Raw genomic sequence first — 22,002 nt, 5'->3', positions numbered from 1 at the left:
CGGGGCGCGCTCAGCCCACCGACACGGCGGTAGGGCCGGCTCCCGGGGACGAATCGGCGCCCCGGGAGGGGCTGCTGCCCTGGGAGGGGACACCGCCCAGGGCACGGCCGCGGTCCGGAGAAGGGCCGGCGCCCGGGGACCGGCTGTTGCCGGTGGGGAGGACCAGCATCTTCGTCACCGTGCCGTCGTCCCCGACCACATCGCGGACGTGGGTGAATCCCAGCTTCCTGCCCAGGGCCAGGCTGGCGGCGTTCTCGGCGCCCACCATGCCGTAGACCTCGTCGAGTTGCAGGGTGTCGGCGGCGTAGCGCAGCAGGCCGCGGATCAATTCGTTGCCCACGCCCCTCCCCCGGCTCTCCTTGACCAGGGCGGCGACCATCTCGTAGCCGTCGACATTGCCGGTTTTCTTGATCTCCGCGTGGCCCACGAAGACGCCGTCGGACCACACGGCCCACACGTCGAACAGGTTCTTTCCATAGATCTCGTGGAGAATCGCCTGGAAAATGCCCCGGACCTCTTCTTCGGGTACGCGGTCCTGGCCCATCCAGCGGCAGACCTCTTCGTCGCCGAGCAGGGCCACGAAGACCTCCTCGTCCTCGGGCCGGTAGGGCGAAAGAACCAGTCGTTCGGTGCGCAGGGTCGGGGTCATTCCAAGGTCCCTTCTCATGGGAAAACGCAAGTGATCCAGGTGGGGTGAAAGGCAATGCCCGCGCGGAACGGAAGAGCCGGCTTCCGGGGAATGCGCCGGTCATGAGGTGGGGCGCGACGCAGGCCGTGTCCGGGCATGTGGGAAAGTGCGTGAAATCGTGTGAACTCCGCGCCCTGCGGCGGCAGTTATCCCGTCATGCCGTCGACCGCCGCGGTCCGGTGACGGAGCGGAACGGTGCCCGGCGCGCCGGCCGGGCGAAACAGGCCCAGGTCACGGACCGGCCACTGAGAAAATCCCCCGCGATCCGCAGTTCCCTCACCCCGTAAAAAGTCTTGAACTCCGCTCCCAGGCATCCGGCCTGTGCGGCGCATGTCACTGGTATAGCGTAATAACGCCCTATCGTCACTACCTGGCGCCAAATCCGATATGCCAGGTAATTAAGGCGTACCCTGCCATTTTCCGTAGGCAACGGGATGCCTGCCGCAAGGCGGCGCCGGCGGTGGCCGGGCGGGAAAGGGGAAGCGGGCTCCGGGAAAACGATTCCGGCGGCGGTGAGCAGCGAGGACTCCGCGGCGGCCGGGCGATGTCTTGGAGGGAGCGCAGGGCGGCCGGGCGGCGCGGAGGGGGCCCGGCGGCCGGCCGGGACATCCGGCGGGCGGCGCGGTGCGCGGCGAGCGGTCGGCCGGTGCGGCGGCTCAACGCCCGGGAGCGGTGCGGCGGCACGAGGCAGGCGGTGAACGGGCCGTGCGGGCCGCGCCGGCCGGTGGCCGTGTCGCGGCCCGCACGGTGGTGGTGCGGGTGGGGCAGGGCGCGGCGGTCGGCCGCGGCCCTGCGGGGCGGGGCGGTCAGGAGGCGGCGTGGTCCATGCGCTCGCGCAGGCTGCGGGGGCGCATGTCGGTCCAGACCTCGTCGACGTAGGCGGAGCACTCGTCCTGGGTGCCCTCCTTGCCCACGGGCTGCCAGCCGTCGGGGACCTCCAGGTCGGCCAGCCACAGCGAGTACTGGTCCTCGTCGTTGCGCAGCACCTGGTAGCGGGCGTTCTCGTCCATGTCACGCTCTCCCATCGTGGGTTGACTTGCTGTTCGTGCGGGTCCGGTCGGTCGGGTCGGGCGGGTGCGTCGGGTGGCGGTGGGCCACGGGGCGCGGTCGGGTGGCGGGCCGGGCGGTCAGGTGGTGGGGCCGGGGGCGCAGGGCGGGCGGGGGTTGATCTCCTTCAGGCTGCCGTCAACGGCCGGTGCACGGGGTGCTTTTCGGCAATCCGCCGTACGCGCGGTGCGGCGGGGTGCGGGCGGACCGGCCGCCGGGCCCCTCATGCGCCGTCCCGGGCGTGCTGGGCGATCCGGCGCAGGGCCTCGGCGAAGTCGTCGGCCACCGCCCGTACGGTCGCCTCCTCGTGGATGTCGGGGCGGTAGTGCCAGGTGAAGGCGAGCCGGCCGTCCTGCACCGCGCCGACGGCCTCCAGCAGGTGGGAGCCGCCGTCGCGGGGGTCGTGGTCCTGGCCGAAGGAACCGTGCTCGGTGCGGACGAGCGCGCCGTCCGCGCCGCCGCCGGGCCGCGCGTCCCACTGGCCCAGGTAGTTGAACACGACCTGCCCGCGGCCGGTGCGGTCCAGTCGCTCGCGCACCTCGGCGGGGCCGTGGGTGCGCAGGGCGCCGAAGCCGAGCCCGTTGCCGGGGACGGCGCGCAACTGGCGCCGGACCGACTTGACCAGGGCCCGCCAGTCCCGCGCCGCACCGAGGTCCGCGGGGTCGGAGACCTGGAGGCCGACCGGGTAGACGGTGGTGAACCAGCCGACGGTGCGCGAGAGGTCCACGCCCTCCAGGACGTCTTCACGGCCGTGTCCTTCGAGGTCGACGCAGACCCGCTCCTGGCCGGTCCAGCGCGCCAGCGCCAGGGCCAGGGCGGCCAGCAGGACGTCGTTGATGCGGGTGCGGTAGGCGGTGGGGGCGGCGCGCAGCAGCGCCGTGGTGTCCGCCTCGTCGAGGGTCACGGAGACCGTGCGGGACGCGCCCGACGGGGTGTCGGTGTCATGGTCGACGGGCAGCGGGGCCGAGGTCACCACGTCCTCCCAGTACGGGAGTTCGTGGTCCAGCCCGCCGTCGGCGACATGGGCGGCCAGGCCCCTGGCCCAGTCCCGGAAGGCGGTGGTGCGCTCGTCGAGCGTGACCGCCCGCCCCGCCGCGGCCTGCTGGTAGGCGGTCTCCAGGTCGTCCAGCAGGATGCGCCAGGACACCGCGTCCACGACCAGGTGGTGGGCCACCAGGAGCAGGAAGGCGGGGCGGTCCGGGTCGCCGGTGAACAGCGCCGCCCGCAGCAGCGGGCCCTCGCCGATGTCGAAGCCGGTGTGCAGGTCGTCGGCCGCCTTCTCCATGGCGGTGTCGGCCTCGTCGGACGGCAGGCCGGTCAGGTCGTGCCGGACGAGGAGGCCGTGCGGCTCCGCGGGCGGCGGGTTGTGCTGGCGCCAGCCGCCGCCGTCCTCGGTGAACCGCATGCGCAGCGCGTCATGGTGCTCCAGCAGGGCGGCCAGCGCCGTCCGGAGGGCGGCCGGGTCGGGGGCGCCGTCGAGTTCGAGCAGCGCCGACTGGTTGAAGTGGTGGTGGTTGGCCCGGGGGGTGGCGAGGAACCACTGCTGGATGGGGGTGAGCGGCAGGTCGCCGGTCACCGGGCCGCTGTCGGTCCGGTCCGCTTCGGTCGTGACGACGGTGGCCAGTTCCGCGACCGTCTGGTGGGTGAACAGGTCCTTGGTGGCCAGGTGCAGGCCGGCCCGGCGCAGCCGGGACACCACCTGCATGCTCAGGATGGAGTCGCCGCCGAGGTCGAAGAAGTTGTCGTCGGCGCCGACGGTGTCGAGGCCGAGGACATCGGCCCAGATCTGGGCGATGTGGCGTTCGGTGTCGGTGCGCGGCGCGATGTGCGGGCCGGTGGTGACGGATGCCGGGTCGGGGTCGGGCAGGGCGCGCCGGTCGGTCTTGCCGTTCGGGGTGAGCGGCAGCCGGTCCAGGGGGACGAACACCGACGGGACCATGTGCGGGGGCAGGAGCCCGGCCAGGTGGTCGCGCAGCTCCGGGACGGGCAGCGGCCGCGGGGTGCCGTCGGCGGGGACGACGTAGGCGACCAACCGTGCGGGTCCCGCGGGCTGTTGGCCGGCCGCGGCGCGTACCGCGACCACCGCGTCCCGTACGTGCGGGCTGCGCCGCAGCGCGCTCTCGATCTCGCCGGGCTCGATGCGGAAGCCGCGCACCTTGACCTGGTCGTCGGCGCGTCCGGCGTAGCGCAGGTCGCCGTCGGCGCCCCAGCGCACCAGGTCGCCGGTGCGGTACATCCGCTCGCCGGGGGCGCCGAACGGGTCGGCGACGAACCGGGACGCGGTCAGTCCCGGGCGTGCCAGGTAGCCGCGGGCGAGGCCGGGCCCGGCGACGTACAGCTCACCGGTCACCCCGACCGGTACGGGGCGCAGGGCGGCGTCCAGGACGTAGGCCCGGCTGGTGCCGACAGGGCGGCCGATGGGCGGGGCGCCCGCTTCCGGGGCCAGCGGGCCGGTCCAGGTGGACACCACCGTCGCCTCGGTCGGGCCATAGGAGTTGATCATGCGGCGGCCGGGGGCCCAGCGCTCCACCAGGTCGGCGGGGCAGGCCTCGGCGCCGACGATCAGTGTGCGCAGGTGCGGCAGGGCGCCGGCGGTCTCGGGCGGCACGGTGGCCAGGGCGGCGGGCGGGATCAGGGTGTGGGTGATCCGCCGCTCGTCGAGCACCTGGGCCAGCCGGTCGCCGACCAGCGGTCCCTCCTCGCCCGCGACCAGCGTCGCCCCGGCGAGCAGGGAGACGCACAGCTCCAGGACGGAGGCGTCGAAGCTGGGCGAGGCGAACTGCAGGACCCGGTCGCCCGCGCGCACCTGGTACCGGGCGGCGGCGGCCGCGGCGAACGAGGCGAGTCCGGTGTGCGGGACCACCACGGCCTTGGGGGTGCCGGTCGAGCCGGAGGTGTAGATGACGTACGCGGGGTGGGCGTCCGTCAGCGGCAGGATCCGGTCCGCGTCGGTGGGCGCGGTGTCGGGTCCTTCGGTGCGCCAGATGCCGGCCGGGTCGTCGAGGACCACGGCGGCGCCCGCGTCGCGCACCATGAACTCCCGCCGCTCGGCCGGGTAGGCCGGGTCCACGGGCAGGAAGGCGCCGCCGGCCTTGGTGACGGCGAGTTGGGCCACCGCCGTCTCCGCCGAGCGGGGCAGCGCCAGCGCCACCACGCTCTCGGGGCCGACCCCGCGGCCGATCAGGTGGTGCGCCAGCCGGTTGGCCGCGCGCTCCAGTTCCGCGTAGGTCAGCTCGCGGGTGCCGTCGGCCAGCGCCGGCGCGTCGGGTGTACGGGCCGCCTGCCGCTGGAACAGCTCGGGCAGGGTGGCCGCGGGCACCGGACGGGCGGTGCCGCTGCCGTGGGCCAGCAGGCGGCGCAGCGCGTCGTCGGGGGCGAGCGGCAGGGCGCCGAGGGGCCGGTGCGGGTCCTCGGCGATGCCGGTCAGCAGCGTGGTGAGCTGGTCGGCCATCCGCTGGGCGGTGGCGTCGTCGAACAGGTCGGTGTTGTAGGTGAGCAGCCCGTGCAGGGCGCCGGTGTCGGTCTCGGCGAACTCCAGGGTGACGTCGAAACCGGCGTGGTGGGTGTCCGGTTCGATGTCGCTCACGTCGAGGCCGGGCAGGTCCAGGGCCGCGCCGGGCGCGTTCTGGAGCACGACCATGGCCTGGAAGAGCGGGGTGCGGCTGGTGTCGCGGACGGGCTGGACCTCGTCCACCACCTGCTCGAACGGCACGTCCTGGTGGGCGAAGGCGTCGAGCACCGTCTCCCGCACCTGTGCCAGGAACGCGGGGAAGTCCGCGTCCGGATCGACGGTCGAGCGCAGCACCAGCGTGTTGACGAAGAAACCGATCAGGCGCTGGGTCTCGGCGCGGTCGCGGCCCGAGGTGACGGTTCCCACCGCGATGTCGCGCTGTCCGGACAGCCGCGCGAAGAGGGTCTGGGCGGCGGCGATCAGCGTGGTGAACAGGGTGGTCTGCCGGGACCTGCCGAACTCCGCCAGCCTGCGGGCCGTTTCGGGCGGCAGGACGATCGGGGCCGTCGCGCCGTTCCTGGTCTGTACGGCCGGGCGGGGCCGGTCGGTGGGCAGGTTCAGCGGTTCGACGCCGGTCAGGCGCTGCTGCCAGTACCGCAGTTGCTCCTCGGCGGCCGTGCCGTGCGCGGTGCGCTGCCAGTGGGCGACGTCGGCGTACTGCACGGGCAGCGGCGGCAGTTCGGCCGTGGTGGCGCCGAGCGCGGCCCGGTAGAGGTGGGCCAGGTCGCCGGTGAGGACCGCGGTCGACCAGCCGTCGGTGATGATGTGGTGCAGGGTCAGCGTCAGGACGTGTTCGTCGTCGGCCAGCCGGATCAGCTGGGCCCGCAGCAGGGGTCCCTCGCGCAGGTCGAAGGGGCGGGTGCGGTCCTCGGCCAGCAGCCGTTCGAGCCGCGCGGTGCGGTCGCCGGCGGGCAGCTCCGACAGGTCGTGCAGCGGCAGCGGCACGTCCTGCGGCGGGTGGATCACCTGGATGCCCTGGCCGTCCTCGGAGTCGAAGGTGGTGCGCAGCGACTCGTGCCGGGCCGCCAGCGCGGTCAGGGCGGCGCCGAGCGCGGCGGTGTCGAGGCGGCCGCGCAGGCGCAGGGCCAGCGGGGTGATGTACTCGGTGCTGCCGGGCGCGAACGCGTCGAGGAACCACAGGCGTTGCTGGGCGAAGGACAGCGGCGGCGCGGTGTCCCGGGGTGCCGGGAGGATCGCGTCGTGCCCCGCGGGGGCCTGCTCCCCCTGTGTCAGGAGGGCGGCGAGCCCGGCCGGGGTCGGGTGGGTGAAGACCGCCCGCGGGGTGAGGTCGGTCCCGAACGCCTCCGCCAGCCGGGAGGTGAGGCGGATGCTGAGGATCGAGTCGCCGCCGAGCGCGAAGAAGTCGTCCTCCATCCCGATGTCCGGTACGCCGAGCACCTCGGCCCAGATCGCGGCCGTACGGCGTTCGGCCTCGGTGCGCGGGGCACGGGGCGCGGGCCGGTCGGTGCCGGGCGCGGGCAGGGCCGCCCGGTCCACCTTGCCGTTGGTGCTGAGCGGCAGCGCCGTCAGCGGGACGAAGGCGGTGGGGACCAGGTAGTCGGGCAGGGTCCGTCGGGCGTGGGCGCGCAGCGCCTCGGTGTCGAGGCCGGCGTGCCCCACGACATAGGCGACCAGGCGCTTGGCGCCGGGCCGTTCCTCGCGGGCCACCACCGCCACGTCCGCGACGCCGGGGTGGGCGGCCAGCACGCCTTCCACCTCGCCGGGTTCGACCCGGAAGCCCCGGATCTTGACCTGGTCGTCGGCGCGGCCCAGGAACTCCACCGTGCCGTCGAGCCGCCGGCGGGCCAGGTCCCCGGTGCGGTACATCCGGCCGCCGGGCGGGCCGGAGGGGTCCGCGACGAAGCGGTCCGCGGTCGCGCCGGGGCGGCCGAGGTAGCCGCGGGCCACGCCCTCGCCCGCCAGGAAGAGTTCGCCCGCGGTGCCCGGCGGTACGGGCCGCATCCGGGCGTCGAGGACATGGACCCGCATGTCGTCCAGCGGGTGGCCGATGGGGACGGTGTCGGGGACCGCGGCGGCGTCGGTCATGGCGAAGGAGGTCGCGAAGGTGGTGGTCTCGGTCGGGCCGTAGCCGTCGACCACGGTCAGGGCGGGGCAGGCGGCCAGTACCCGGCGCACGGCGGCGGCCGGGACCACGTCGCCGCCGGTCCACACCTGGCGCAGCCCGTCGAAGCAGTCGGGCGCGTCCTGGGACAGCAGCCGGAAGAGGCCGGCCGTCAGCCACAGGGCCGTCACCTCTCCCCCGGCGGCCAGCCGCCGCAGCAGGGCCGCGTCCACGGCGCCCGGCGGGGCCACCACGACGCGTCCGCCGTTCAGCAGCGGCGCCCAGACCTCGAAGGTGGCGGCGTCGAAGGCCACCGGGGAGTGCAGCAGGACCCGTGCGCAGCCGGGGCCGGTGAAGCGGCTGTCGGTGGCGAGCGCCGCCACGTCGCGGTGGCGTACGCCCACGGCCTTGGGGGTGCCGGTCGAGCCGGAGGTGAACATGACGTAGGCGAGCCGGTCCGGGTCGGCGGGCGGCGGGGCGGGGGCGCCGGCCGGTTCGGCGGTGCGGGCGACGGCGACGTCCTCGGCGGTCAGCCGGGTCGTCGCGCCCGCCTGGTCGAGCAGCGTCCGCCGGCGCTCCTCGGGGGCGCGGCCGTCCACGGGCACGTAGGCGCCGCCGGCCTTGAGCACCGCCAGCTGGGCCACCACGAGGGCGGCCGAGCGGTCCATCAGCAGGGCGACCCGGCTCTCGGGGGCCAGGCCGTCCGCCCGGAGCCGGGCGGCCACCCGGTCCGACCAGTCGGCCAGTTGACGGTAGGTGACCTCCTGCCCGTCCACCTCGGCGAGGGCGACGGCGTCCGGGGTGCGCCGCGCCTGCTCGGCGAACAGGTCCACCGGCGAGCCGGGCGCGGTGGGGCGTGCGGTGGTGTTCCACCGGTGCAGGACCGCGCGGTCGGCGGCGGTGAGCAGGCCCAGGTCGTCCAGGGAGCGGTCGGTGCCGTCGGCGACCGCGGTCAGCAGGGCCTCCAGGTGGGCCGCGGCCCGCTCCACTGTCGTCCGGTCGAACAGTGCCCCGTCGTAGGCGAGGTCGAAGCCGAGGCGGTCGGCGAGGTAGGCGCGCAGGCACAGCGGGAAGTTGGTGGCGTCCTCGGCGCGTACGTCCCGGATGCGGATGCCCGCGTCGGCGGCGGCCGCCTCGTCGAAGGGGTAGTTCTCGAAGACCATCATGCTGTCGAACAGCGCCTCGCCCGGCGGGAGTTCGCTGAGGGCCTGGATGCGGGCGAGGGAGACGAAGTCGAAGCGCCGCGCTTCGCTCTGCCGGTCCTGGAGGTCGCGCAGCCAGGGCAGGACGCCCTGGTCTCCGTCGGTCCGGACGCGGGTCGGCACGGTGTTGATGAACATGCCGATCATGGACTCCACGCCCGGCAGTTCGGCCGGGCGGCCGGAGACCGTGGTGCCGAACACCACGTCCCGGCGGCCGCTGTAGCGGGCCAGCAGCAGCGCCCAGGCGCCCTGCACGACCGTGTTGACGGTCAGGCCGTTGCGCGCGGCGGTCTCGCGCAGCCGGTCGGAGACCTCGGCGGCGAGCTCCAGGTGCACCAGGGCGTCGGACCGGGCGCGGTGCGCCTCGACGGGCGGCCGGTCGTAGGGCAGCGGGGTGCGGGCGGTGAACCCGGCGAGGGTGCCGGTCCAGTGCCGCTCGGCCTCCTCCTCGTCCTGCTGGGCGAGCCACTGCAGGAAGTCGCGGAACGGGCGGCGGGCCGGCGGGCGGACGGTGCGTCCCCCGACCGTCGCCGCGTACTGCGCGCACACGTCGGCGAAGAGCGCGCCGGTGCTCCAGCCGTCGAGCATCAGGTGGTGCGAGGACCACACGAGCAGGACCTCGTCGCCGGGCAGCGCGGCCACGCCGATCCGGCTCAGCGGGGCGGTGGTCACGTCCATCCCGGCCGCCCGGTCCTCGGCGAGCAGCCGGCCGAGGGCACGGTCGCGCTCGTCGGGGGTCAGGGTCCGCCAGTCGTGGTGGGCGACGGGCAGGACGGCGCGGTGGTGCACGACCTGCACCGGCTGGGGCAGGCCCTGCCAGCGGACGCTGCTGCGCAGCGCCGGGGTGTGGTCGGCGACGCGCTGCCAGGCCGCGGCGAACGCCCGCGGGTCGGCGACGCCGGCGATCCGGACCGCCATCTGGTCGAAGTAGGCGCCCGCCGAGTCGACCAGCCCGTGGAAGAGCATGCCGGCCTGCAGCGGGGTGAGCGGATGGATGTCCGCCACGTCCCGTCCGTCGCCCGCGATCAGGTCCACCTGGTGCTGGTCGAGTCCGGCGAGCGGGAAGTCGGACGGGGTGCGGCCGCCGGTGTCCGGCAGGGCGCAGTGCGCGACGATCTCGGTGAGCGCCGCGAGGGTGTCCTCGGCGAGGCGGCGGACGGTGGCCTCGTCGTAGCGCTCCGGCGGGTAGGTCCAGCCGAGTTCGAGCCGGCCGTCCTGGACCACGCCGGTCACGTCGAGCAGGTAGGTGCGGGTCTCGTCGGGGTCGGTGTCCTGGCCGGCGGGCGGCAGGGCGGCCCGGTACAGGCCGTCGTCGTCGGGGCGGCCGGCGGCGGCGATGTCCCACTGGCCGTGATAGTTGAAGCCGATGCGCGGCGCCGGGGCGTCCGGCAGCGGGCTCTGCGGCAGGAGGTGGCGCAGGGCGCCGTAGCTCAGGCCGCGCAGCGGTACGGCGCGCAGCTGCTCCTTGACGGAGCGGACGGTGTCGCGCCAGTCCGCGTCGGGGGCGACGTTCAGCGCGAGCGGGAACTCGGCGGTGAACCAGCCGACGGTGCGGGAGAGGTCCAGGTCGTCGAAGAGGTCCTCGCGGCCGTGGCCCTCCACGCCGATCAGGACGGTGTCCTGGCCGCTCCAGCGGGCCAGGGTGCGGCCGAGGGCGCTGAGCAGGACGTCGTTGACCTGGGTGCGGTAGACGTCGGGGACCTGGCGCAGCAACGCGTCGGTCTCGGCGCGGCCCAGGCCGACGGTGAGGGTGGCGGCGGTGCCGTGGGTGTTGCCGCCCGGCCGGTCGGTGGGAAGGCCGGCCTGCGCCCGGCAGGCCCGGGTCCAGTACGCCAGGTCGCCGTCGAGGGCGCCGGAGCGGGCGTGCCGCTCCAGCCGGGCCGCCCAGTGTCCGTAGCCGCTGCTCGCCGGGGCGAGGGCGGGCGGCCGGCCGGCGGCGGCATCGCGGTAGGCGGCCTCCAGGTCGCCGAGCAGGATGCGCCAGGAGACGCCGTCGACCACCAAGTGGTGCACGGTGACGACGAGTTGGGCGGGGGCATCGGGTCCGCAGTCGAAGTACAGGACCTGCACGACCCGGCCCTCGGTGACGTCGAGGGACGACTGGGCGGCGGCGGTCGCGCGCTGGACGGCCTCCTCCCGCCCGGGAGCGTCGAGGCCGGTCAGGTCGTGGCGCGCGAAGACGTCCCCGGGGGCGTCCGGCAGCACCTCCTGGTGCCAGGTGCCGTCGGTGCGGTGGAAGCGGGTGCGCAGCGCCTCGTGGTGGGCCACCAGTGCGGCGGTCGCGTGCCGCAGCGCCGCCTCGTCGGCGTGCGGGGCCAGCTCCAGCCGGTTGGTCATGGTGAAGCGCAGGGCGTCCCCGGGCCGGCGGTCGTCGAGGTACCAGTGCTGGATGGGGGTGAGCGGCGCGGGGCCGGCCGGCGCCGCGGTGTCCTCGGCGGGCGGCGGGCTCACGGCGGCCGTGCGCAGGGCGAGTTCGGCGACCGTCTGGTGCCGGAAGACGTCCTTGGAGGTGAGCCCGAGTCCGGCCCGGCGGGCCCGGGACACGATCTGGATGCTGAGGATCGAGTCGCCGCCCAGGGCGAAGAAGTTGTCCTCGACGCCGACCCGGGGGACGCCGAGCACCTCCGCCCAGATGCCGGCGAGGCAGGTCTCGGTGTCGGTGCGCGGTGCCGTGTACGGGGTCGTGGTGTCGGGCTGGGCGGGGGGCGCGGGCAGGGCGCGCCGGTCGGTCTTGCCGCTGCTGGTCCGGGGGATCCGCTCCAGGGGGACGAACACCGCGGGGACCATGTAGTCGGGCAGGGTGCGGCGCAGCCGGACCCGCAGCTCCTCGGCCGGGGGCGTCCGCTCCCCGGCGGGCACCACGTAGGCCACCAGCCGGGCCCGTCCGGCGTGGTCGGCGGCCACCACCACGGCGTCGGCCACCCCGGGGTCGCCGAGCAGGGCGGCCTCGATCTCGCCTGGTTCGATGCGGAAGCCCCGGATCTTGACCTGTTCGTCGGTGCGGCCGAGGTACTCCAGTCGGCCGTGCCGGTCCCAGCGCGCGCGGTCGCCGGTGCGGTACATCCGGGTGCCGGGCGGGCCGAACGGGTCGGCGACGAAGCGCGCGGCGGTGAGCCCGGGGCGTCCCAGGTAGCCGCGGGTGACCTGGGCGCCGGCGAGGTACAGCTCGCCCGGCACCCCGACCGGGACCGGCCGCAGGGCGCCGTCGAGCACATGGGCGCGCAGGTTGCGGCCCGGACGGCCGATCACGGGACGCTCGGCGTCGCCGTCGAAGGGCCCGTACACGGCGTCGACGGTGCACTCGGTGGGGCCGTAGACGTTGTAGGCGGTGACGCCCTCGGTCTCCCGCAGCTCCCGCCACAGCGGGGCGCCGACGGCCTCGCCGCCGACCATGACGAGGCGGGGGCGGTGGTGGCCGCCGGTGAGCAGTCCGGCGGCCAGCATTTCGTGCAGGAAGGACGGTGTCACATTGACGCAGTCCAGGCGGCCTTCGGCGACCTGCCGGACGAAGGCGGCCGGGTCCAGGCGCACGTCCTCATCGACGAGGTGGACCTCCTGGCCCAGCGCCAGCAGCAGCGGGCCCTCCCACGAGGTGTCGAAGGAGAAGGCGGCGCTCAGCGCGAAGCGCAGCGGCCGGCCGTCGGCGGTGTGCGGGGTGACGAGCCCGGCCAGGTGGTCGTGGCAGAGGTTGACGAGCTGGCGGTGTTCGACGGCGACGCCCTTGGGCCGGCCGGTGGAGCCCGAGGTGTAGTTGAGGTACGCGGTGTGGGCGCCGTACAGCGGCGAGATGCGGTCGGCGTCGGTGGGGTTGTGGGCGGGCTGCCGCTCCAGGGCGATGCCGCGCAGCGCGTCGGCCGTCAGGACGGTCCGCGGCGCGGCGTCGGAGAGCAGGAACGCGCGGCGCTCGGCGGGGAGTCCGGGGTCGAGGGAGAGCTGGGTGCCGCCCGCCTTGAGGACGGCGAGGAGCGCCACCAGCATGTCCGAGGTGCGCGGCAGCTGGACGGCGACCACCCGCTCCGGGCCGACGCCGAGCGAGATCAGGTGGTGGGCCAGCCGGTTGGCGCGGTCGTTGAGGGCGGCATAGTCGAGGGTGGCGTCCCGGGCCACCAGGGCGGTGGCGTGCGGGGTGCGGGCCGCCTGTGCCTCGAAGAGGTCCACGAACGTCCGGTCAGGGACGGGCAGGGTCTCGCCCTGCCACTCCTCCTGCACCCGGCGCCGCTCGGCGCCGGACAGCAGCGGCAGGTCGCCGACCGTGCGGGCGGGATCGTCCGCGACCGCTTCCAGCAGCAGGCGCAGCCGGGCGGTCGCCCGCTCGACGGTGTCCGCGTCGAACAGGTCGGTGTTGTACTCGACATAGCCGGTGAGGCCGCCGTCGCGCTCCACGAAGTCGAAGCCGAGGTCGAAGGCGGCGTGCCGGCCGGGCGGCTGGACGGTCTCGACGTCGAGGCCCGGCAGGTGCGGTGCCTCGCCGCCCAGGTTGTGCAGGGCCACCATGACCTGGAAGAGGGGAGTGCGGCTGGTGTCGCGTTCGGGCTGGAGCACATCGACGAGCTGCTCGAAGGGCACGTCCTGGTGGGCGAACGCGTCCAGGACGGTGGCGCGCACCTCGGCCAGCAGCGCGGTGAACGGCAGGTCCCCTGGCACCCGGCTGCGCAGCACCAGGGTGTTCACGAACATCCCGACCAGGTGCTCCAGTTCGGGGCGTTCGCGCCCGGAGGCCACCGTGCCGACCGCGACGTCCTCCTGGCCGGCCCAGCGGGCGAGCAGCACCTTGCAGGCCGCGAGCAGGGTCATGTAGAGGGTGGCGTCGGCGCGGCGGCCGGTCTCCCGCAGCCGGTCGGTCAGCCCGGCGGGCAGGGAGAACTCCAGCAGCGCGCCGTTCTCGGTGCGGACGGCGGGCCGCGGCCGGTCGGTGGGCAGCTCCAGCGGCGCCACGTCGGACAGCTTGTGCTGCCAGTAGGCGAGTGGGGCGTCCCCGGTGTCGGCGGCGCGGGCCCGCTGCCAGGCCGCGTAGTCGGCGTACTGGAGCGGCAGTTCGGGCAGGTCGGGGCGGCGGCCCTGGAGGGCGGCCGCGTAGAGCTCGCCCAGGTCCCGGCCGAGCACCGCGGTGGACCAGCCGTCGGTGACGATGTGGTGCATGGCCAGGGTCAGGACGTGCTCGCCGTCGCCGAGCCGGACCAGCCGGGTCCGCAGCAGCGGCCCGTTGCCCAGGTCGAACGGGACGGCGCCCTCGCGTGCCAGCAGCGCGTCGAGCGCGCCGTCGCGGGCGTGGGCCGGGACGGCGGACAGGTCGTCCAGCGGCAGGTCGACCGCCCGGGGGGCGTGGACGTGCTGGCGGGCGTGGCCGTCCTGTTCGGCGAAGGTGGTGCGCAGCGGTTCGTGCCGGGCCACCAGGGCGTCCAGGGCGGTGCGCAGGGCCGCTTCGTCGAGGGGGCCGCGCAGGCGCAGCACGAAGAAGGTCACATAGGCGGTGCTGTCCGGCTCGAACGTGTCCAGGAACCACAGGCGCTGCTGGGGGAACGACAGCGGCAGCGCGGCGGTGCGGTCGGCCGCGGGGATCCCGTCGTCCGGGGCCCGGTGGGCGGCGGCCGGGTCCGGCAGGGCGGCGGCCAGTTCGGCGACGGTGGGGTGGGTGAACAGCAGCCGGGGCGAGACCTCGGCACCGAGGGCGGCGCGCAGCCGGGAGGTGACGCGGATGGCGAGGATCGAGTCGCCGCCCAGGGCGAAGAAGCTGTCCTCCACGCCCATGTCCCCGGTGTCCAGCACCTCGCCCCACACCCGGGCGACGAGGCGCTCCGCCTCGGTGCGCGGTGCGGTGCGGTCCTCGCCGGCGGCGAAGCCGTCCGGGCCGGGCGCGGGCAGAGCACGGTGGTCGAGCTTGCCGTTGACGGTCAGCGGCAGCGCGTCCAGGGCGACATAGGCGGCGGGCACCATGTGCGCGGGCAGGGTCGCGGCCAGGTGGGCGCGCAGCGCGGCGGCGGACGGGGCGGTCCGGCCCGCGCCCACGACATGGGCCACCAGCCGGCGTACCCCGGGCGTGTCCTCGCGCACCCCGACGACGGCCTCGGCGACGTCCGGGTGGGCGGTCAGGGCCGCCTCGATCTCGCCGGGTTCGATCCGGAATCCGCGGATCTTGACCTGCTGGTCGGCCCGGCCGAGGTACTCCAGGGTGCCGTCGGGCCGCCAGCGGGCCCGGTCGCCGGTGCGGTACATCCGGGTGCCGGGCGGGCCGAACGGATCCGCCACGAACCGCGCGGCGGTCAGTCCCGGCCGGTTCAGATAGCCGCGGGCCAGACCCTCGCCGGCCACGTACATCTCGCCGACGGCACCGGGCGGCACCGGGGCGAGGCGGCCGTCGAGGACCCGGACGCGCAGGTCGGGGAGGCCGCGGCCGATGGTGCTGCCGGTGGCGGCGGTGACCGTGGCGCGGTCGAGGGGCGCGTAGGAGACGTGCACGGTGGTTTCGGTGATGCCGTACATGTTGACCAGGACGGGCGCGGTGTCCGGGTGCCGGGCGTACCAGTCGGCCAGCCGTCCCAGGTCCAGTGCCTCACCGCCGAAGATCACCCGCCGCAGCGCCAACCGCGCCCCGGTCTCGGGGTGTTCGGCGTCGGCGCGCATCAGGGGGTAGAACGCCGAGGGCGTCTGGCTGAGGACCGTGACCCGCTCGTCGGCCAGCAGGCGCAGGAACTCCTCGGGGGAACGGGTGACCTCGTGCGGGACGACGACGAGGCGGCCGCCGTGCAGCAGCGCGCCCCAGATCTCCCAGACGGAGAAGTCGAAGGCGTAGGAGTGGAACAGCGTCCACACGTCGTGCTCGTCGAAGACGAACCAGTCCTGAGTGCGGGAGAAGAGCCGCACCACGTTGGCGTGCGGGACGACCACGCCCTTGGGGCGGCCGGTGGAGCCGGAGGTGTAGATGACGTAGGCGGGGTGCTCGGGCAGCGGGCGGCGGGCCGGTTCCGGGCCGGTGGCGGGGCGCCGTTCGAGGTCGGCGCGGACGCCCGGGTCGTCGAGGAGCAGCCGGGGGCAGGCGGCGTCGCCGAGCCGTCCGGCGACGGCCCCGGTGGTCACCAGCAGGGCCGGGGCGGCGTCGGTGAGCAGGTGGGCGATGCGGCCCTCGGGCAGCTCCGGGTCGACGGGCAGGTAGGCGGCGCCGGTCTTCAGCACCGCGACGATCGCCACGATCATCTCCGGGGAGCGGGGCAGGGCGAGCGCTACGAAGCGCTCGGGGCCGGCTCCCGCCTCGGCCAGCCGGTGGGCCAGCCGGCCCGCCCGCGCGTCGAGTTCGGCGTAGGACAGGGTGCTTCCCGCGCAGGTGACCGCGGGGGCGCCGGGCGTGCGGGCCGCCCGGTCCTCGAACAGGTCGAGCAGGGTGGCGCCGGGCCGCCCTTCTTCGGTGCCGTTCCAGTCCACCAGCATCCGGCGGCGTTCCTCCGCGGTGGTCCACGCCAGCTCGTGCAGCGGCCGGTCCGTTCCCGCGGCGAGTTCCGCGAGGAGCAGGCACAGCCGGTCGGCGAGCGCGCGGGCGGTGGCGGGGTCGAAGAGGTCCGGGTCGTGGGCGAGGTCGAAGCCGAGGCGGTCGCTGTGGTGGGCGCGCAGGACCAGCGGGAAGTTGGTCGCGTCGCGCGAGGCGACGTCGAGGATGCGGACCCCGGCGCCGGACGTCCGGGCGTCGTCGAACGGGTAGTTCTCGAAGGCGACCATGCTGTCGAACAGCGCGGTGCCCGCCGGGACGTCGCTGAGCGAGGTCAGCTGGGCCAGCGAGACGGCCTCGAAGCGCCGGGACTCGGACTGGGCGTCCTGGAGGTCGCGCAGCCAGTCGGCGGCGGTGCGGTCCTGGTCGACGCGTACGCGGGTGGGCAGGGTGTTGATGAACATGCCCACCATGGACTCGACGCCGTGGAGGGCGTCCGGGCGGCCGGACACGGTGGTGCCGAACACCACGTCCCGCTCGCCGCTGTAGCGCGCCAGCAGCAGCGCCCAGGCGCCCTGGACGAGGGTGTTGAGGGTGAGTCCGCCGCGGCGGGCGGTGTCCAGCAGTTGCTCGGACAGTGCGACGGGCAGGCTCGCGGTGACCACCGCGGCGGAGCGGGCCCGGTGGGCCTCGCGGGGCGGGCGGTCGCAGGGCAGCGGGGTCGGGGTGGCGAAGTCCGCGAGGACGCTGCGCCAGTGCTCCTCGGCCTCGCGGCCGTCCCGGCCGGACAGCCAGCGGACATAGTCGCCGAAGGGGCGGCGCACGGGGGGTGTCCGGTCCTGGCCGGCGCCGAGGGCGGCGTACTCCTCGCACACCTCGGTCAGTACCTGCGCCAGGCTCCAGCCGTCCAGGATCAGGTGGTGCGAGGTCCACAGCAGCCGCAGCCTGCCGCCGGGCAGTTGGATGAGGGTGAGCCGCATCAGCGGGGCGGTGCCGAGGTCCAGGCCCAGGGCGAGGTCCTCGGCCTGGAGCCGGGCGAGTTCGGCTTCCTGCCGCTCGTCGTCCAGCTCGCGCCAGTCGACGTGGACGGTGGGCACGGTCGCCCGCCGGTGCACGATCTGGAGCGGTACGGGCACGTCCTCCCAGACGACACCGGTGCGCAGCACCGGCGTGCGGTCGGCGATCCGCTGCCAGGCCCGGGCGAACGCCCGCGGGTCCGCGACGCCGTCCAGCAGCAGGGTGGCCTGGTCGAGGTAGACGTCGTCCGCCCCGCCCATCAGCCGGTGGAAGAGCATGCCTTCCTGGAGCGGGGTGAGCGGGAGGATGTCCTCGACGGCGCGCCCGTCCCCGGCCAGGCGGTCCACGCCGGCCTGGTCCAGCCGGGCGAGGGGGAAGTCGGAGGGGGTGCGGCCGCCCGCCTCCGGCCGTGCGCAGTGGGCGGCGATCGCTGCCAGCGCCCGGACCGTACCGTCCGCCAGTTCCCGTACCGTGCTCTCGTCGTGCACCTGGTCGCTGTAGTGCCAGGTCAGCTCCAGCTCGCCGTCGGCGGCCACGGCCGAGACGTCCAGCAGGTGGTCGAGCGGCGCGTCGGCGGCCTGGTCGCGGCCGGGGACCTCGCCGGCGGGCGCGAAGTCCCGGCCGGGGGCGCTCTCCCACTGGCCGTGGTAGTTGAAGCAGACCTGCGGCAGGGGCAGTTCGCGCAGGGCGCGCGCGGCCGGGTCCGGTGACCCCAGGCGGGCCAGCGCCTCGTAGCCGAGGCCGCGGCGCGGGACGGCCCGCAGCTGTTCCTTCACCGCCTTGAGCGTGGCGCCCCAGTCCGGCTCCGGTGCGGCGCCGTCCAGGGTGAGGGTGACCGGGTACTGGGTGGTGAACCAGCCGACGGTGCGGGACAGGTCGGCGGCAAAGCCGGGCCCGTCCTGGCCGTCGTGGGCGTCGATGTCCTCGCGGCCGTGGCCCTCCAGGGCCACCGTCACCCGGTCGGTGCCCGCCCAGTCGGCGAGCACCCGGCCCAGCGCGCTGAGCAGGACGTCGTTGACCTGGGTGCGGTAGACGCCGGGCACCCGGCGCAGCAGGGCGTCGGTGGTGTCGCGGTCGAGGCGGGCGCGCACGGTGCGGACCGAGCCGGCGTGGGCGGGACCGGGGCGGTCCACGGGCAGCGGGGTGCGTACCGCTTCGCTCTCGGCTCGCCAGTACGGCAGGTCGCCGTCGAGTGCGCCGCCCTGCACCTGCCGGGCGAGCTGCGCGGCCCAGTCGGTGAACGGCGTGGTGGCGGGCTCCAGTTGGACGGGCTCGCCGGCGGTGGCCCGGCGATAGGCGCTCTCCAGGTCGGCGAGCAGGATGCGCCAGGAGACGCTGTCCACGGCCAGGTGGTGGGCCGTCAGGAACAGCCGGGGCCGGCTGCCGGGCTCCGCCGGGAACAGGACGGCGCGCAGCAGGGTGCCGGTGGCGGCGTCGAGGCCCGCGCGGGCGGCGTCGGCCGCCTCGGTGAGCGCGGCGTCCCGGGCGGCGCCGGTGGCCCCGGACAGGTCGTGGACGGCCAGGAGGCCGGGCGCCACGGTGTCGACGGGGTGCTGGTGCCAGGTGTCGCCGGTGCGGACGAACCGGGTGCGCAGCGCCGGGTGGTGGGCGGCGACCGCGTACAGGGCGCGCTCCAGGGCGCCGTGGTCGAGGTCGTGCGGCAGGTCGAGCAGCATCGACATGGAAAAGCGGCGCTGCGGCCCGTGGGTGGCGAAGAACCACTCCTGGATGGGGGTGAGCGGGGCCGGTCCCTCGTGGTGCGGCCGCCGCGGTGCGGTTTCCGGGGCGGTGCGCAGGGCCACGGCGGCGGCCAGTTCGGCGATGGTCTGGTGCAGGAAGACGTCGCGGGAGGTCAGGCTCAGTCCGGCGGCGCGGGCCCGGGAGACGGCCTGGATGCTGAGGATGGAGTCGCCGCCGAGCTCGAAGAAGTTGTCGGTGACGCCCACCCGGGCGAGGCCGAGCACCGCGGACCAGATCCCGGCGAGCTCCCGCTCGGCCGGGGTGCGCGGGGCCACGAACTCCCGCTCGCGCGGGGCCGCGTCGAGGTCGGGGGCGGGCAGCGCGCGGCGGTCCAGCTTGCCGCTGGTGTTGAGCGGCAGGGCGTTAAGGACGACGAAGGCGGCGGGCACCATGTGGCCCGGCAGGGTGCGCCGGAGGGCCGCCCGCAGTTCGGAGGCGGCCGGGGGGCCGGCCTGCGCGGCGGGCACCACGTAGGCGGCGAGCCGGGCGTGGCCGCCCTCGCCGGCGACGGCGACGACGGCCGCCTCGGCGACGCCGGGCAGGTCCAGCAGCGCCGCCTCGACCTCGCCGGGCTCGATGCGGTGGCCGCGGATCTTGACCTGGTCGTCGGCGCGGCCGAGGTAGTCGAGCCGTCCGTCGGCGGTCCAGCGGGCCAGGTCGCCGGTGCGGTACATCCGGCTGCCGGGCAGCCCGAACGGGTCCGCCACGAACCGGGCCGCGGTCAGTCCTGGCCGGTGGAGATAGCCGCGGGCGAGCTGGTCGCCCGCCAGGTACAGCTCGCCGCCGACACCGGGCGGCACCGGCCGCAGGCGGTGGTCGAGGACATGGGCGCGCACGTTGGCCAGCGGCCGGCCCACCACCGGACGGGTGGTGCCGTCGATACGGCAGGCCAGGGCGTCGACGGTGCACTCGGTGGGGCCGTAGAAGTTGTAGGCGGCGACGTCGTCCAGGCCGGCGAGTTCCCGCCACAGCGCGGGGCCGACGGCCTCGCCGCCGAGCATCAGCACCCGGGGGCGGTGGCGCGGGTCGGTGAGCAGCCCGGCGGGCAGGAGCTGGCGCAGGTAGGAGGGCGTCAGGTCGAGGAAGTCGACGCGGTGCTCGACGACGTACTCGACCAGGGCGGCCGGGTCGAGCCGGGTCGCCTCGTCGACCAGGTGCAGCCGGTGGCCGTCGGCCATCAGCAGCAGGCCCTCCAGGGAGGTGTCGAAGGAGAACGAGGCGGTCAGGGCGGTCCGCAGGGGGCCGCCGCCGGCCTCGGCGACGAAGCCGTGCCGGTGGCCGGCCAGCAGGTTCATCAGCGCACGGTGCTCCACGGACACGCCCTTGGGGCGTCCGGTGGACCCGGAGGTGTAGATGACGTAGGCGGTGTGGCCGGGGTGCAGCGGGGCACGGCGGTCGGCGTCGGTGGGGTCGTGCGCGGGGGCCGCGGCCGGTGCCGCGCGCAGCGCCGCCTCGTCGAGCACCAGCGCCGGCCGGGCGTCGTCGAGCAGCAGACGCCTCCGCTCGTCGGGGAGTTCGGGGTCGACCGGCAGGTATCCGGCGCCGGTCTTGAGGACGGCGAGGATCGCCACGATCATGTCGGCGGTGCGCGGCAGCCGCAGCGCGACGAGCTGTTCGGGGCCGGCGCCGCGCTCGATGAGGTGGTGGGCGAGCCGGTTGGCGCGGGTGTTGAGCGCGGCGTAGTCGAGGGTGGTGTCCCCGGCCACCAGGGCCGTGGCGTGCGGGGTGCGGGCCGCCTGCGCCTCGAAGGCGGCGGGGTAGGTGGTGGGGGCGACGGGCAGGGCGGTGTCGTTCCATTCGGTGGTCAGCCGGTGGTGTTCCCGCTCCGACAGCAGGGACATCTCGCCCAGCGGGCGGTCCGGTTCGGCCGCGACGCCGCCGAGCAGCAGGACCAGTTGTTCGGCCATCCGTTCGGCGGTGGCGGCGTCGAAGAGGTCGGTGCGGTACTCCAGCAGCCCGGTCAGTTCGTCGCCGTCGGGGACGAACTCGACGCTCAGGTCGAAGGTGGCCGCGCGGCGGGGCACGGTCACGGTGCCGGCGGTGATCCCGCGCAGGCCGGGGGCCGCGGGCGGGGCGGGGTGGAGCAGGACCATCACGTCGAACAGCGGGTTGCGGCCGGCTTCGCGGACCGCCCCCGCGGCCTCCACGAGCCGCTCGAAGGGGGTGTCGCCGTGGGCGAACGCGTCGAGGACGGCGGTGGCGGAGGTGTCCAGCAGTTCGCGGTAGGAGCGCGCGGTGTCGACGGGGGCGCGCAGCACCACGGTGTTGACGAAGAGGCCGACCGCGCGCTCCAGTTCGGTGCGGCCGCGGCCGGGGGTCAGCGAGCCGACGGCGATGTCGTCCTGGCCCGACCAGCGGGCGAACAGCGCCTGGCAGGCCGCGATCAGCGCCGCGAACAGGGTGGTGTGCTGCTGCGCCGCCACCTCCCGCAGCCGGGCCGCCGTGGCCGCCGGGACCCGGAACGCGTGGACGGCGCCGTCACCGGCCTCCTCCCCGCTGCGGGGACGGTCCAGCGGCAGCTCCAACGGGACGGCCCCGTCGAGCTGTTTGGTCCAGTAGGAGAGCTGCTCGGCCAGCAGGGCGCCGGACAGCCGCTCGCGCTGCCACACGGCGAAGTCCGGGTACTGCGTCGCGACGGGGTCGAGGGCAGGGCTCTCCCCGTGGGCCAGGGCGTCGTACAGCGTGCACAGTTCGTCCAGCAGCACGCCCATGGACCAGCCGTCGGTGACGATGTGGTGCGCGGTGAGCAGCAGGACGTGCGCGTCGTCGGCCAGGCGGAGCAGCAGGGCCCGCAGCAGCGGACCGGTACGCAGGTCGAAGGGGCGGGAGTACTCGGCCAGCAGCGCGCCGTCCAGCGCGTCGGGGCCCGGTGCGGCCGGGCCGGCCTCGCCGGGTGCGGGGGCGTGCTCGGCAGCCAGGTCGCGTACCGGCAGCGGCACGGGGGCGGATGGGTGCACGGTCTGCACGGGCCGGCCGTCGATGTCGTCGAACGTGGTCCGCAGGGACTCGTGGCGCTCCACCACGGCGTCCAGCGCCCGGGACAGCGCGGCCCGGTCCAGCGGGCCGGTCAGCCGCAGGGCGACGGCGCTGTTGTAGCGGGAGTCGCCGGGCCGGAGCTGGTCGAGGAACCACAGCCGCTGCTGGGCGAAGGCGAGCGGCAGGGGCCGCGACCGGTCGGCGCGCGGGATCTGCTGCCGGGCCTTGGCGGCGGGCGGCGGGGCCTGGCCCGCCAGGCGGCGGCGCAGCGCCTCCTGCAACTCCTGGGGCAGGGCCGCGGCACGGTCCTTCTTCGAATGCGAAGACGTCATGTCGTCGTTC

3 protein-coding genes are annotated in these 22,002 nt (G+C 75.4%); all 3 read right to left on the bottom strand.

The window, feature by feature from the left end; translation table 11 throughout:
• Positions 1–10: 10 nt before the first annotated feature.
• Entirely contained in the window at positions 11–649 is a 639-nt protein-coding gene (locus K7396_RS33090) for a GNAT family N-acetyltransferase (RefSeq protein ID WP_086717392.1), read from the bottom strand.
• An 845-nt stretch (positions 650–1,494) separates the two neighbouring features.
• Positions 1,495–1,698: an MbtH family protein gene (locus K7396_RS33085; RefSeq protein WP_152104527.1), complete on the bottom strand. Its 204-nt coding sequence runs from the start codon at positions 1,696–1,698 to the stop codon at positions 1,495–1,497.
• Between the two features lie 260 nt (positions 1,699–1,958).
• Positions 1,959–21,992: a non-ribosomal peptide synthase/polyketide synthase gene (locus K7396_RS33080; protein WP_152104484.1), complete on the bottom strand. Its 20,034-nt coding sequence runs from the start codon at positions 21,990–21,992 to the stop codon at positions 1,959–1,961.
• Positions 21,993–22,002 lie beyond the last annotated feature (10 nt).

Source organism: Streptomyces angustmyceticus (genome assembly GCF_019933235.1).
Taxonomy (GTDB): domain Bacteria; phylum Actinomycetota; class Actinomycetes; order Streptomycetales; family Streptomycetaceae; genus Streptomyces; species Streptomyces angustmyceticus.
The sequence above is the reverse complement of the archived record's forward strand: the minus strand, read 5'-3'. Positions and strand labels throughout refer to the sequence as shown.